Here is a 14,470-nt window from a genome sequence, read left to right as displayed (position 1 = left end):
ACGATGCAAGCCACTGAAGCCAATTTCGACGGCCTGGTCGGCCCGACCCACAACTATGCGGGGCTCTCGTTCGGCAATGTCGCGTCGCAGAGCAACGAGAAGTCGATTGCGAATCCGAAGGCGGCGGCCAAGCAGGGCCTGCGCAAGATGAAGCAACTGGCCGACCTCGGCTTTCATCAGGGCGTGTTGCCGCCGCAGGAGCGTCCGTCGATGCGCCTGTTGCGCGAGCTCGGTTTTTCCGGCGACGACGCCACGGTCATCGCCCGCGTGGCGAAAGACGCCCCCGAGTTGCTGGCTGCCGCAAGCTCCGCGTCGGCGATGTGGACGGCGAACGCGGCCACCGTGAGCCCGTCCGCCGATACGCACGACGGCCGTGTGCATTTCACGCCGGCCAATCTGTGCAGCAAGCTGCATCGCGCGATCGAACACGAATCCACGCGCCGCACGTTGCGCGCGATTTTCAGCGACGACGGCCGTTTCGCCGTGCACGAAGCGCTGCCCGGCACGCCGGCGCTCGGCGACGAAGGCGCGGCGAATCACACGCGCTTTTGCGCCGAATATGGCGCATGTGGCGTCGAATTCTTCGTCTATGGCCGCAGCGAATACCGCCGTGGACCGGAGCCGAAGCGCTTCCCCGCGCGTCAGACTTTCGAGGCGAGCCGCGCGGTCGCGCAGCGCCACAGTCTCGCGGATGCGGCCACCGTCTATGCGCAGCAGAACCCCGATGTGATCGACGCGGGCGTGTTTCATAACGACGTGATCGCGGTCGGCAATCGCACCACGCTGTTCTGTCATCAACTCGCGTTCGTCGAACAGAAGGCGGTGTACGACGAATTGCGCTCGAAGCTCCTGGGGCTGAAGGCCGAGTTCAACGTGATCGAAGTGCCCGACGCGCAGGTGAGCGTGGCCGACGCTGTCACCTCGTATCTGTTCAACAGCCAGTTGCTGACGCGCCCCGACGGCAAGCAGGTGCTGGTCGTGCCGCAGGAGTGCCGTGAGAACGAGCGCGTTGCCGCCTACCTCGACGGTTTGACGTCGCGCACCGGTCCGATCGACGACGTGCTGGTGTTCGATTTGCGCGAGAGCATGAAGAACGGCGGCGGCCCGGCGTGTCTGCGGCTGCGCGTGGTGCTCGACGACGCGGAGCGCGCGGCGGTGAACGGCGGCGTGTGGATCGACGACAAGCTGTTCGGCCGGCTCGATTCGTGGATCGAAAAGCACTATCGCGACCGCCTCGCGCCGGCCGATCTGACCGATCCGCAATTGCTCGCCGAATCGCGCACCGCGCTCGACGAACTGACGCAGATTCTCGCGCTGGGCTCGCTGTATGACTTCCAGCGCTGAGCACGGCATGCCGGTCGCGCTGCTCGACGATTTCCTCGCCTATACGCTGGCGGGTTCGCGGCCTGCCGCGCATGAGGCGCAGGGTACGTGTGCCCACGGCGCGCGCTGGTCGTGGCTCGACGATGGCGTGCTCGTCATCGAGCCCGCGGCGCAGGAGCGCGATACGCGCAGCGTGCTCGCCTCGGCCGGCATTCACGGCGACGAGACCGCGCCGATCGAACTGCTGTCGCGTCTCGTGCGCGATATCGCGCACGGCGATGCCGCGCTGACCTGCCGCTTGATGGTGATCCTCGGCAACGTCGACGCCATGCGCGACGCGTGCCGTTATCGCGACGACGATCTGAACCGCCTCTTCAGCGGACGGCACGAACAACTGCCGCACAGCCACGAAGCGTCGCGTGCCGCCGCGTTGGAACAGGCGGCGATGCGCTTCTTCGCCGCCGCGTCGGATAAGCCGGGCGTGCGTTGGCATGTCGACATGCATACGGCGATTCGCGCCTCCGCCTTCGAGCAATTCGCGTTGTTGCCGCATACCGGCAAGCCGTTTTCGCGCGCGATGTTCGCATGGCTCGGCGAGGCGCGCATCAGCGCGGTGCTGTTGCATACCACCAAGGCCAACACGTTCTCGAACTTCACGGCTGAGACTTGCCGTGCACAAGCTTGCACGCTGGAACTCGGCAAGGTGCGGCCGTTCGGCCAGAACGACCTGACACGGTTCGCGGGCGCGGATGAAGCGCTGCGTCATCTGCTCGCCGGGACGAACGGCAACACGCAGGCGGCGATGCCGCGCGTGTTCACCGTGATCGATCAACTCACCAAGCACAGTGAAGCGTTCGAATTGCTGCTGGCCGAGGACGTGCCCAACTTCACGCCGTTCGCGAAGGGCACCCTGCTCGCGCGCGACGGCGACTATCGCTACACCGTGCGTCACGATGAAGAGCGCATCGTGTTTCCGAACGCCACGGTCAAGCCGGGTTTGCGCGCCGGTTTGCTGGTGATCGAAATCACCGGCGAGACGCTGTCGCAACTCGTCTAGCCGCGCGTCGCTTCAGTTGTTTTATGTTCTCCGCCTTGCGTGAACGCGACACGGATTTGCACGTTCGACGTGCATCGATCCGGCGTCGCGCGACGCTCGCGCTTGCCTGGCCCCGTCAGTCGTACGCAACCCGGCCTGTACAATCGCCGCCTCGCGGCTGTTGCGTTGCACCACACCGGCCGCGCGAGTTTGAATCGCCTTTTTGGCGCGGCAATCATGTTTGCCCGGATTCGGCTCCGTCTTATTCAATACCGTAGAGGAACACCCGTAATGAAGATGAATTGGCGAAACATGGCTGCGCTCGCGCTGTTCGCGGCGTCGGCGGTCACGGTAACGGCAGGCACCGCGTCGGCGGCGGACATCAAGGAAGTGCGCTTCGGCGTGGAGGCGTCGTACGCGCCGTTCGAATCGAAGTCGCCGTCGGGCGAACTGCAAGGTTTCGATATCGACGTCGGCAACGCGGTGTGCGCGAAGCTCAAGGCGAAATGCGTGTGGGTCGAGAATTCGTTCGACGGCCTGATTCCGGCGTTGCAGGCGCGCAAGTTCAATGCGATCAACTCCGACATGACGATCACGGATCAGCGCCGCCAGGCGGTCGACTTCACCGATCCGATCTATTCGATTCCGAATCAGATGATCGCGAAGAAGGGCAGCGCTTTGCTGCCTACGCCGGCGTCGCTCAAGGGCAAGCACGTCGGCGTGCTGCAAGGCACGATTCAGGAAGCGTATGCAAAGGCGCGCTGGGCGCCCGCCGGTGTCGACGTCGTGCCGTATCAGACGCAGGATCAGATCTACGCCGACCTCGCCTCCGGGCGGCTCGACGCCGCGTTCCAGGACGCGGAAGCGGCCTCGAAGGGCTTTCTGAAGAAGCCGCAAGGCGCGGGCTTCGAGTTCGCCGGCCCGGTCGTCACGGATGAGAAACTGCTCGGCGCGGGCGTCGGCTTCGGCATCCGCAAGGGCGATACGGCGCTGAAGAACGCGTTGAACGAGGCGCTCAAGGAACTGAAGGCGGACGGCACGATCGACCGCTTCGCGGCGAAGTACTTCGATGTGAAGGTCGTGTTGAAGTAATGCCTGGTGAGGGTTTCTTTTTGAAGTAAATGCAAGCGGCCGCTGATCGTGAACAGCGGCCGTTTGCATATTGAAAGCCCGGAAGCGATACCGGCCACGGCGCGAGTCGGAGCGCCGGCGGCCCCCTCCATGCACTCTTCAGATCGATGTTTCGCAGGGAGTCGCGCGCGCCTTCAAGCATTGTCTATTGCTGGCCGGTTATCGTTGAGGCCGCTCGCCAAATATTTCCAGATATTGCTTCACAGGCATGTCCGCCGATAACGACGTGAGATAGAATCGCCTGGCGCATCGCGGGCGAAACGGCTTCTGGGCTTCAGACCTTGGGCCGCACGCTGTCGATGCAGCAAAACCAAAATACAGCAGGAGGCGCCGGGGTGGCGCTGAGCGGGGGATCGGAATGAGCACCACCATCGCAATCGAAAATCCGGGCCGCACAGGCGCCACGGACGATACGCAATTGAACGCCAGCTTTGCGCGGCAACCGATTCTGAATCGGGACGGCATGCTGTGCGGCTATGAGATCAAGGTCCGCGCGCCGGCATGGCCCGACGCCCCGGCCGACGAGCCGGCTTCGAACCCGAACACCCAGGCGGAGCCCGACGCGTTGCCGGGCCGCGCGCCGAGTCCCGCGCAACAGGTGGCGAACGCGATCGTTCGCGGCCTCGTGCAAGGCCACGTGCGCGGCGCGCTCACCGGGCATCCGGCTTACGTGGATGTAAGCCGCGAGTTGCTGCTCGACGACGCAATCGAGCGGCTGCCCGCCGAGCGCTTCATGCTCGAACTGTCGCCCGCAATCGAAGTCGACGAGGCGCTGATCGAGCGCATCGTGCAGTTGCATGGCCGGCGCTACCGCTTCGTGCTCGACGAAGTGACGCAGCCCAACGAGAGCTTCGCCAGGCTGCTGCCTTACGCGGACGTGGTCAAGATCGACGTGACACGCGCGCCGGCCGCGCTGTTGCCCAAGCTCGCGAGCGTGCTCAAGTCGGCGGGCAAATTATTGATCGCGTCGGGCGTGGACACGCAGGCCGGTTTCGAGGCGGCGCTGGCGCTCGGCTTCGACCGTTTCCAGGGGTATTTCTTCGCGCGTGCGCAGACCTCGTTGACGCGCCGTGTCAGCGCGCCGCGGCATGCGTTGCTGAATCTGCTGCAACTGCTGGCGGGCGATCCGACCGTCGCGCAGCTCGAAGCCGAGTTGAAACTGAATCCGGTGCTCGTGATGCATCTGATGAAGCTCGCGAATTCGAGCGGCCTCGCGGTCGGCCATAAGGTGACGACGCTGCGCGAAGCGATCAACGCGACGGGCACCGACCGCATCGCGCGCTGGACGCAATTGCTGCTCTACGCCGACGGCCGCAAGGTCGCGCTCGAGGACGATCCCTTGCTGCAACTCGCGGCGACCCGGGCGCGCTTCATGGAACTGGCGATCGAGCGCTTGCCCGAAGCGGGGCGTGACGAGGCCGACGCGGCGTTTCTCACCGGCGTGTTTTCATTCGTCGATGCGGTGTTCGGCGGCTCGCTCGAAAGCACGCTCAATGTGCTGACGCTGTCGCGGCCGATCCAGGCGGCGATTCTGCATCGCGAGGGCGTGTTGGGCTTGCTGCTCTCCGCGGTCGAAGCGCTGGAGCGCGGCGCATGGGATGACGTCGAGGCCATGTGCGCGCGCCTGCAGCCGTTGACGGTGGAAGAGGTCGCCCAGTTGGGCTTGATGGCGGGTGCGTGGGCAGGGGTGGCGGATCGCAGCGCGGAAGGGTTGGAGCGGATCGAGGATTAAGGCTTGAGGCGTGTATCCGAAGGGCTGCGGCATGCGGAACATGCCGCGCTCCGCACGCGAGGCGTCGGGCAAATGCAGAACCGGTAACAAGCGAAGCGCCGCGATCAACGATCACGCCACGTCTTCACATCGTCTCCATTTCCCGCATCTGCCCCAGACCAAAAAAACGGCCTAACTCCTTGGCCAGTTCGTTCAACACGCTCATTTCCTTCTGCGAGATTCTGCGTGGCTCCTGAGTATGCGACCAGTCGCCGTACAGCAGCGCCACCGTCTGCCCCGTTTCGTCGACCACCGGCAACAGAACGAAGGCACGGGCGTCGTCGAACGAGCGGCGGAACCACTCGGGCAGCCGCGCGACCATCTTCGGATCTCGCGCGTTCTCGATGAAAATGCCGACCGAGTTCGCAATCGCGAGATGAAACACGTCGGGCTCGAAGGCGGTGTTGAACGTCAGCCGGGGCAGTGCCGCGTCGATCTTCGGACCAAGACCCAAACGCGCCTTGAAGGTGCCGTTGCTGTGCTTGACGAACACCACGGTGCGCGCAAAACCCAGTCCGGCAAGCACGGTTTCCGAAGCCATCGCGAGCGCCGGCGCGAGCGGGCTGCCGGTGGGCAGACCGCGCAGATCCTCCACGCCCGCCGCGATGCGCGCTTCGGGATTGAGCGCCTCGCGCGCGATCGCGTCCGCGTTGGCGCGCAATTCGACGATCTCGCGCATCACGCCGTCGCCGCCTTCCTCGCGGGCCAGCGCCACGCTCATCTCGAGCAGCACTTCGGGATCGGTGTTCAGCACGCGGCTATATTCCTGCGCCAGTTCGCCGATGCGCGCCTCGCGCTCCTCCTCCGGCATGCCCGACTGGGTGAGCACGTCGGCGACGGCCGTGGAGTAATTGGTGATCGCGCGCAGCCATTGCACCTGGCGCGGCTGCTCGGTGTCCTGCGGGTCGAACTCGCCCATGCCGGAGCGGATCATGTCGGGCAGCCGCCAGCGCACCGCGGCTTCGGCGCCGATCTCGTCGAACGTGACGCCGAGCACCAGCACGCAGGCGTCGGTCTCGAGCGCGCCGTCGTCGATATGCCGGCGGATCTGGTCCCACTCGGCGTCGAGATAGAACACCACCAGCAGCTTGCCTATCTGCCGCATCAGCGTGCAGACCACGGCTTCCTCGCCGGCGCGCAGATCGCCGCGCTCGGTCAGCTTGCGCGCGACGCAACCCGAGAGCAGCGTGCGGTTCAATTCGAGTTTCGCGTCGATGCGGCGCGGCGCGCTGTGATGAAAGTGATCGACGATCTTCAGGCCGACGACGAGGTGGCCGACCGCGTCCATGCCGAGCACCATCAGCGCGCGCGAGACGGTGGTGATGTTGCCGCCGAACGCCATGTACATCGCCGAATTGGCGAGCCGCAACACTTTCTGGGTCAGCGCGAAGTCCGATAACACCACCTGGACGAGGCCGGTGAAGTCGAGGTCGTCATTGTTCATCGCCGCCATGGTGCTGCGCAGCGACTGCGACAGCATCGGAAAATCGCCGCGCTCGCTCATTCGCGTCCAGAGCCGGTCGAGCACTGCCGCCTTTACCATGTGAATCCCGCAGAAGCCATACCTGTTCCAATGAATGCCACGCCGGCCATGAGCCGGCTTGTTTCGCCGCGTGAGCGCTGGGACCGCATCGCTAGACGGTGTGCAGGTGAAGCGAGCGCGCCTCGAAACGCTGCGCGAGTTCCTCGGAAGGCAGCGCCTGGCAGACGAGCCATCCCTGTATGTGGTCACATCCCATTTCGGTGAGCAGCGCGCGCTGCGCTTCCGTTTCGACGCCCTCGGCCACCAGTTCGAGATCGAGTGTTTGCGCGAGGCCGACGACGGCGCTCACGATGGCCTGATCGTTTCGCGAGGTTAGCAGATTCTCGACGAAACTCCGGTCGATCTTGAGCTTGGCGAGGGGGAATCGTTGCAGGTAAGCCAGGCTCGAATAGCCGGTGCCGAAATCGTCGACGGCAAAGCGGATGCCCATCGCGGTCAGATCCTCGAGCAGCACCTTGGCGTGCGCGGGGTCGTGCATCAGCAGGCTTTCCGTAATCTCGAACACGAGGCGGCGCGGATCGATGCCGGTCAGCTCGATCGCCTCGCGCACGGCGTCCTTGAAACGCGGGTCGCGGAACTGCTGCGGCGACACGTTCACGGCCACGTATTGCAGCGAGATGCCCTGCGCATCCCATTGGATCAACTGCATGCAGGCGACCTTCAACACCCAGTTGCCGAGGAAGTTGATCAGGCCGATCGACTCCGCGAGCGGAATGAACATCGACGGCGGCACGAGGCCATGCACCGGATGCGACCAGCGCATCAGCGCTTCCACGCCGACCACGCCGTGCGTGCGGCTGCTCGTGATCGGCTGGAAGTGCAGCGAGAACTCGCCGTTGCGCACGCCGTCGTAGAGATCGGCCTCGAGCTTCAGGCGCTCGGCGTCGGCGGGGTTGTCGTCCGGCACGTAGAAGGCGAGCGTGTTGCCGCCGGCCGCCTTGGCTTGCAGCAACGCGTGGTCGGCCCAGCGCAGCAGATGGGTGTCGTGGCCGGCGGTGTCGTTGGCGTGGCGCACGTCGGGATAGAGCGCGATGCCGATGCTCGCCGACAGATGCACCTGCTGGCCGTTGAACGCATACGGCTGCTGGATCGCGGTCAACAGCCGCCGCGCCAGCGCTTCCGCGGCGGCGGCCGCGTCGGTGCGGCTGGCGGCGGGCTTGACGAGGATCGCGAACTCGTCGCTTGCCACGCGCGCGACGGTCTCGCTCGGGCTCGTCATGTTCAACAGACGCCGCGCGGTGTCGCGCAGCATTTCGTCGCCGGCGTCGTAGCCGAGCGCGCGGTTCACGCGTTGATAGTCGTCGATGTCGAGCAGCAGCAGCGCGGCCGGCGTGCCGTGCGCGTCGGCTTGCTGTTGCGCGTCGAGCACGGCGGGGATCAGCGCCGGCTGATTCGCCAGATTGGTGAGGCGGTCCAGATGCAGCGCCTGGGTCAGGCGTTCCTCGCTGGCGCGCCACGCGGAAACGTCGAAGCCGGCGATCGCGTAGCCGTCGATGCCGTCGTGATTGCTGCGCACCACGCGCAGCTCCACCGTGATCGGATAGGTCAACGACTTGATGAGGCCGAGCGTGGCCTTCTCGACGTTGCCCGACGCGGCGGCGCGCGCGAGCAGGGCGTCGAGGCGCGCCACGTCGGCGGGCGCGACGAGTTCGTGCAGCGTGACGGTCTCGAGATACTCGCGGTGGTAGCCGATGAAGCGCAGGCTGGCGTCGGACACGTAGATGAAGCGCAGTTCGCGGTCGACATGCGCGAGCAGATCGACCGCGCCGACCACCTGTTCCAATTGCGCGGCGCGGCTATTGGCCATCCGCGGCTTGACGTCCGCGCGCCGGCCGAACGCCCGAAGCCGGTCCACGACCGTGCGCAAGGAGCCCCGGCGGGGCGCGGTGATCCTGTTCGCTTCCATGTTTGTCGCTGGCAACCTGTGTTCGTCTGCAGGCGGAGCGGCTCGCGGTCCGCCGTGCTCGGGCGGGTCGAGAGGTATCAGGCCGCCCCATCAGAACAAGATAACGACCCGCGCCGGCAAATCTTTAGCGATTGATGCAAGAAACATGCTGTAAGGGAGCCGTCGTGCGCGCTGGCCGTGCTTCCGGACCTGTTCGGTTAAAGCGCGACGGCCCGGTGTCCGTTAATACGGCAAACCTGTTATGCAGTGCCGGTTGTGACGCCGCTGCATGGCCTTTCCGAACCCTTGCGCCGATGATCCATGTCTGAACGTCACATTGTCAGGGCTATTTCCCGGCGTAGCGGGGTGCTCGATCCGTCTGCCTCGGGCGCCGATGCCGGGGCCGATGTTAGGGCCGATGTTAGGGCCGATGGTAGAGCCGATGGTAGAGCCGATGGTAGAGCCGATGCCGCGGGCCAGTTCGTCTACCTGGGCCGCCAGCCGATTCTCGATCGCGACGGCGCGCTGCATGGCTACGAATTGTTGTTTCGAGCGGGCGCGCATAACTATGCCGAAGTCGGCAACGACGCCCAGGCCACCGCGCACGTGGTGGCGCGCACCATCGGCGGGATCGGTGTGCCGGCCGTGCTCGGGCGGCATCGCGGCTTCGTCAACATCGACCGCGCGCTGCTCTTTAACGACATCGTCCATCTGATGCCGCCCGAGCGCTTCGTGCTCGAAATCCTCGAAACCGTGAAGTTCGATCCGCAACTGACGCGGCGGCTGACCGAATTGCGGCGCGCCGGTTTCGAAGTGGCGCTCGACGACGTCAGCGAACTGTCGGACGAACTGTTCGCGGCGTTGCCGTATGCGGATATCGTCAAGATCGATTTTCTGCTGACCGCGCGTGACGCGCTGCCCGGGTTGGCGGCGGCCGTGCGCGCTTACGGCAAGACGCTGATCGCCGAGAAGATAGAGACGCGCGAGGACTTCATGCTTGCTCGCGAACTCGGCTTCGATCTGTTCCAGGGGTACTTCTTCGCGCGGCCGCAGGTGTTGACCGCGCCGCGCAACCGCTCGCTGCGGCCGGGCCTGCTGCGTCTGTTGGGACTGCTTTCGCGCGATGCCGGCATCGTCGAGCTGGAGGCCGAACTCAAGCTGAACCCCGGCGTGGTGGTGCAACTGCTGCGCCTCGTCAATTCGAGTGCGTTCGGCCTCGGGCGCAATATTGCGTCGCTGCGCGAGGCGATCATCGCTGCGGGCACGCGGCAGATCGCGCGCTGGGCGCAACTGCTGCTCTACGCGGACAGCGGCGATTTGCCGTGGCGCGCCGATCCGCTGGTGCACCTGGCCGGCACGCGCTCGCGCTTCATGGAACTGGCCGCAAGCCGGCTGCGCCCGGCCGACGACGAATTCGCCGATGCGGCTTTCATGACCGGCATTTTTTCGCTGGTGCATGTGGTGGTCGGCAGCACGCCGGCTGCGGTGCTGGAGAAACTCGGCCTCGCGCCGCGGATTCGCGAGGCGATCGTTTCGCGCAGCGGCACGCTCGGCGCATTGCTGCGCGTCGCGGAAGCGGCCGGCGAGGGCGCCGATGCGGCGTCGATCGCGGCTGGCCCCGATGCGCCGCCCGGCTTCGCCGCGCTCACGCCCGACGTGCTGGCCGAGCTGAATCTGTGCGCGGCGCTGTGGTTTGGCGCGCATGTCGAGGAGGCGGCCGCCTAAGGTTGCGGGCGGCGGCTCGCGTTCCCATCTTCAGGGCGGATTCCGACGCCGCTTGTTCATACGTGGTCCAATGGCATGGGAGGTCGCCACGACCTTCGAGTCATTGGACGAACCGCGTGCATTCACGCCAGGAGGAACTGCGGATGAACAGAAAATTCATATCGGGGGCGCTGGCCGCCGCCATGTCGGTGGCAATCGCCATGCATTCGCTGACGGCCTCGGCGACGCTCAAGCCGGGCGACGCCGCGCCGCCGTTTACCGCGCAGGCATCGCTCGGCGGCAAGACCTACACCTATTCGCTCGCCGACGAGTTGAAGAAAGGGCCGGTGGTGCTGTACTTCTATCCGGCGGCTTTCACCAAGGGCTGCACGATCGAGGCGCACGAGTTTGCCGAAGCCGTCGACGAGTACAAGAAATATGGCGCGACGGTGATCGGCGTGTCGCACGACAACATCGATACGTTGACGAAGTTTTCGGTCAGCGAATGCCGCAGCAAATTTCCGGTGGCGGCGGACGCCGATTCGAAGGTTATCGGCGCATACGACGCCGGCATGCCGATGCATGCGTCGATGGCTAACCGCGTGTCGTACGTGATCGCGCCGGACGGCAAGATCATCTACGAGTACACGAGCCTCTCGCCGGAGAAGCACGTCGAGAACACGTTGAAAGCGGTGAAGGAGTGGGCGGCGGGGCATAGGCCGTAGGGGTTTCGCGCCGCGACTGAACTGATCAAGTCGCCGCCGTTCCCCCCCGCCGCGCCTTCCTCGCCTCCCACCTCGCCCGAACCCGATCCATGTAGAGATAAACCACCGGCGTGGTATAGAGCGTGAGCATCTGACTGACGATCAGGCCGCCCACGATCGCAATGCCGAGCGGCGCCCGCAGCTCCGCCCCTTCGCCGCGCCCGAACGCCAGCGGCAATGCACCGAGGAGCGCGGCGAAGGTGGTCATCATGATCGGCCGGAAGCGCAGCAAACAAGCCTGAAAAATCGCATCGCGCGAGGACAGCCCTTGCCGCGATGCTTCGATCGCGAAGTCCACCATCATGATCGCGTTCTTCTTCACGATGCCAATCAGCAGGATCACCCCAATGAGCGCGATGATGCTGAACTCGGTCTTGAACAGCAGCAAGGCGAGCAACGCGCCCACGCCCGCCGAGGGCAACGTCGACAGAATCGTCAGCGGATGAATATAGCTTTCATACAGCATCCCCAGCACGATATACACCGCCGCCAGCGCGGCCAGAATCAGGATCGGCTGATCGGACATCGACTGCTGGAACGCCTGCGCCGTGCCCTGGAAGCTGCCGTGGATCGTGGCCGGCATGCCGATCTGCGCCATCGTCTCGTAGATCGCCTGAGTCGCCGTCGATAAGGACACGCCCGGCGGCAGATTGAACGAAATCGTCGAGGCCACGAACTGGCTCTGGTGATTCACCGACAACGGCGTATTCCCCGGCCCGAAGCTCGCGATCGCCGACAGCGGCACCATCGTTTCCTTCGAGGTCGACACCGCCGCGCCCGACGAAGCACTCGACTTGCCGCTCGTCGCAATCGAATTGATCGCCTGGTTGCGCGCGGAATCGGCGGCGATGGTGGCCGCGCTCGATGCAGTGGTGCCCGCCGTGCCGCCCGCCGACGCGCTGGTGCTCGTGCTCGTACTCGACGAAGTGGTGGTCTGCGTGGTGACCGTGCCCGCCGGCGCGTTCGTGGTCTGCGCGCCGCTCGCGCTGCCGCCCGACGTGCTGATGTAGATCTGCTTCAGCATGTCCGGGCTCTGCCAGTACTTCGGCGCGACTTCCATCACCACGTGGTACTGGTTCAGCGGGTTGTAGATCGTCGACACCTGGCGCTGGCCGAACGCGTCGTACAAGGTGTTGTCGATCTGCGCCGGCTTGATGCCGAGCCGCGCCGCGCTGGCGCGGTCGATCGTCACCATCGCCTCCAGGCCGCCTTGCTGCTGGTCGGAATTCACGTCGGCCAGTTCGCGGCGCGCCTGCAGCGCCTCGGTGAGCTTCGGCCCCCACAGGTACAGGTCGGGCGTGGAATCGGCCAGCAGCGTGAACTGGTATTGCGCGTTCGATTGTCGCCCGCCCACGCGAATGTCCTGCACTGCCTGCAGGAAGGTGCGCGCGCCGGCCACGTCGCCGAGCGGCGCGCGCAGTTGCTGGATCACCTGGTCGGCGGAAATCTTGCGTTCGCTCTTCGGTTTGAGCGAGACGTACATGAAGCCGGCGTTGGTCTGCCGGCCGCCCGTGAAACCGACCACGCTGTCCACCGCCGGGTTGTTGCCGACGATCTCCATCATCTGCGCGAACTTGCCCTTCATGGCCTGGAACGAGGTGCTCTGATCGGCCTGAATGCCGCCGATCATCCGGCCGGTGTCCTGCTGCGGAAAGAAGCCCTTCGGCACGATGATGTACAGCCAGATGTTCAGGCCGATCGTGAACAGCAGAACGGTGACGATCAAACGCGGATGCAGCAGCGCCCAGCCGAGCGTGCGCTCATAGCCGCGCAGCATCGACGCGAAGCCGCGTTCCAGCCAGCGGCCGAAGCGGCCTTCTTCCTTTTTCTCGTGCGGCTCGCGCAACAGGCGCGAACACATCATCGGCGTGAGCGTGAGCGAGACGATCAGCGACACGCCGATCGCGAGCGACAGCGTCAGCGCGAACTCGCGAAAGAGCCGCCCGACGATGCCGCCCATCAGCAGAATGGGCAGGAACACGGCGACGAGCGAAATGCTGATCGACATCACCGTGAAGCCGACTTCGCGCGCGCCGAGGAACGCGGCCTTCATGCGCGGCACGCCGTTCTCGATATGGCGCGAGATGTTCTCCAGCACCACGATCGCATCGTCGACCACGAAGCCGGTGGCGATCGTCAACGCCATCAGCGAGAGGTTGTCGATCGAGAAACCGAGCAGGTACATCGCGCCGAACGTGCCGATGATCGAGATCGGCACGGCCACGCTCGGAATCAACGTGGCGCGCCAGTTGCGCAGGAACAGGAACACCACCATCACCACCAGCGCCATCGCGATCACCAGCGTGAGTTCGGTGTCCCTCAGCGAGGCGCGGATCGTGGTGGAGCGGTCGGCGGTCGGCGTGATGTCGACATCGGCGGGCAGCGACGCGTGCAGTTGCGGCAGCATCGCCTTGACGCGGTCGATGGTCTCGATGATGTTCGCGCCCGGCTGGCGGTACAGGATCACCAGCACGGAGCGCTTGCCGTTGAAGAGGCCGAGGTTGCGCAGATCCTCGACGGAATCGACCACCTCGGCCACGTCGGAGAGCTTCACGGCCGCGCCGTTGCGATAGGCGATCACGAGGTCGCGATATTGCGACGCCTTGCTCGCCTGGTCGTTGGTGTAGATCTGCACGCGGTTCGGGCCGAACTCGATCGCGCCTTTCGGGCTGTTCGCGTTGGCCGCGGCGAGCGCCGCGCGCACGTCCTCGAGACCGATGCCGTAGTGGAACAGCGCCTGCGGTTCCAGCTCGACCCGCACGGCCGGATTGGCCGAGCCGCTCACGTCCACTTCGCCGACGCCGTCCACCTGCGAGAGCGACTGCTGCAGCACCGTGGCGGCGGAGTCGTACAACTGGCCGGCGGTCAGTGTATTCGACGTGAGCGCGAGGATCATGATCGGCGCGTCGGCCGGATTGACCTTGTGATAGGTCGGGTTGCTGCGCAGGCTCGTGGGCAGGTCGGCGCGCGCGGCGTTGATCGCGGCCTGCACGTCGCGCGCGGCGCCGTCGATGTCGCGGTTCAGGCCGAACTGCATCGTGATGCGCGTCGAGCCGACCGAACTCATCGAGGTCATTTCGGTGACGTCGGCAATCGAGCCGAGATGCCGTTCGAGCGGACTCGCGACGCTGGTGGCGACGGTGTTCGGACTCGCGCCCGGCAGCGAGGCCTGCACGGAAATGGTCGGAAAATCGACCTGCGGCAGCGGCGCGACCGGCAGTTGGGTGAACGCGAAAATACCGGCCAGCGCGATGCCGATCGCGAGCAGCGTGGTGGCGACCGGGCGCGAGATAAACGGACGCGACAGGTTCAT

The 14,470-nt window shown here is 65.4% G+C and carries 9 protein-coding genes; 6 read left to right on the top strand and 3 right to left on the bottom strand.

Annotation, left to right across the window (positions count from 1 at the left end; genetic code table 11):
• Nucleotides 1-3: 3 nt before the first annotated feature.
• The 4 genes from astB to ACTJLC_RS06730 all read left to right on the top strand — a co-directional run bounded on the left by astB (nt 4) and on the right by ACTJLC_RS06730 (nt 5,222).
• On the top strand, nt 4-1,344 hold the full coding sequence (gene astB, locus ACTJLC_RS06745; protein ID WP_073430056.1) for an N-succinylarginine dihydrolase: 1,341 nt from the start codon (nt 4-6) through the stop codon (nt 1,342-1,344).
• On the top strand, nt 1,328-2,380 hold the full coding sequence (gene astE / locus ACTJLC_RS06740; protein ID WP_235004891.1) for a succinylglutamate desuccinylase: 1,053 nt from the start codon (nt 1,328-1,330) through the stop codon (nt 2,378-2,380). The genes astB and astE overlap by 17 nt, the downstream gene beginning before the upstream one ends.
• A gap of 270 nt (nt 2,381-2,650) precedes the next feature.
• A complete protein-coding gene (locus tag ACTJLC_RS06735) occupies nt 2,651-3,451 on the top strand; it encodes an ABC transporter substrate-binding protein (protein WP_073430054.1) in 801 nt (266 codons plus the stop codon).
• Nucleotides 3,452-3,848: 397 nt separating this feature from the next.
• Entirely contained in the window at nt 3,849-5,222 is a 1,374-nt protein-coding gene (locus ACTJLC_RS06730) for an EAL and HDOD domain-containing protein (protein WP_073430053.1), read from the top strand.
• Between the two features lie 124 nt (nt 5,223-5,346).
• Here the strand turns inward: ACTJLC_RS06730 and ACTJLC_RS06725 are convergent, their stop codons facing one another.
• Nucleotides 5,347-6,804, bottom strand: a complete 1,458-nt coding sequence (locus ACTJLC_RS06725; protein ID WP_073430052.1) for an HDOD domain-containing protein — start codon at nt 6,802-6,804, stop codon at nt 5,347-5,349.
• A 91-nt stretch (nt 6,805-6,895) separates the two neighbouring features.
• Nucleotides 6,896-8,710, bottom strand: coding sequence for a putative bifunctional diguanylate cyclase/phosphodiesterase (locus ACTJLC_RS06720; RefSeq protein WP_073430051.1), 1,815 nt, complete (start codon nt 8,708-8,710; stop codon nt 6,896-6,898).
• Between the two features lie 300 nt (nt 8,711-9,010).
• On the opposite strand from ACTJLC_RS06720, the gene ACTJLC_RS06715 reads away from it, so the two are divergent.
• The gene (locus tag ACTJLC_RS06715) at nt 9,011-10,414 is read left to right on the top strand and encodes an EAL and HDOD domain-containing protein (protein ID WP_440843330.1); all 1,404 of its coding nucleotides are present in this window, start codon (nt 9,011-9,013) and stop codon (nt 10,412-10,414) included.
• A 143-nt stretch (nt 10,415-10,557) separates the two neighbouring features.
• Nucleotides 10,558-11,118 (top strand): peroxiredoxin, encoded by a 561-nt coding sequence (locus tag ACTJLC_RS06710; RefSeq protein ID WP_073430049.1) that lies wholly within the window; start codon nt 10,558-10,560, stop codon nt 11,116-11,118.
• A 25-nt stretch (nt 11,119-11,143) separates the two neighbouring features.
• On the opposite strand, the gene ACTJLC_RS06705 is transcribed toward ACTJLC_RS06710, so the two are convergent.
• On the bottom strand, nt 11,144-14,470 hold the full coding sequence (locus ACTJLC_RS06705; protein WP_073430048.1) for an efflux RND transporter permease subunit: 3,327 nt from the start codon (nt 14,468-14,470) through the stop codon (nt 11,144-11,146).

The organism is Paraburkholderia sp. 22099, assembly GCF_052045835.1.
Taxonomy (GTDB): Bacteria; Pseudomonadota; Gammaproteobacteria; order Burkholderiales; family Burkholderiaceae; genus Paraburkholderia; species Paraburkholderia terricola.
Note: the sequence above shows the minus strand (reverse complement) of the source record. Positions and strands in the feature narration are given on the sequence as shown.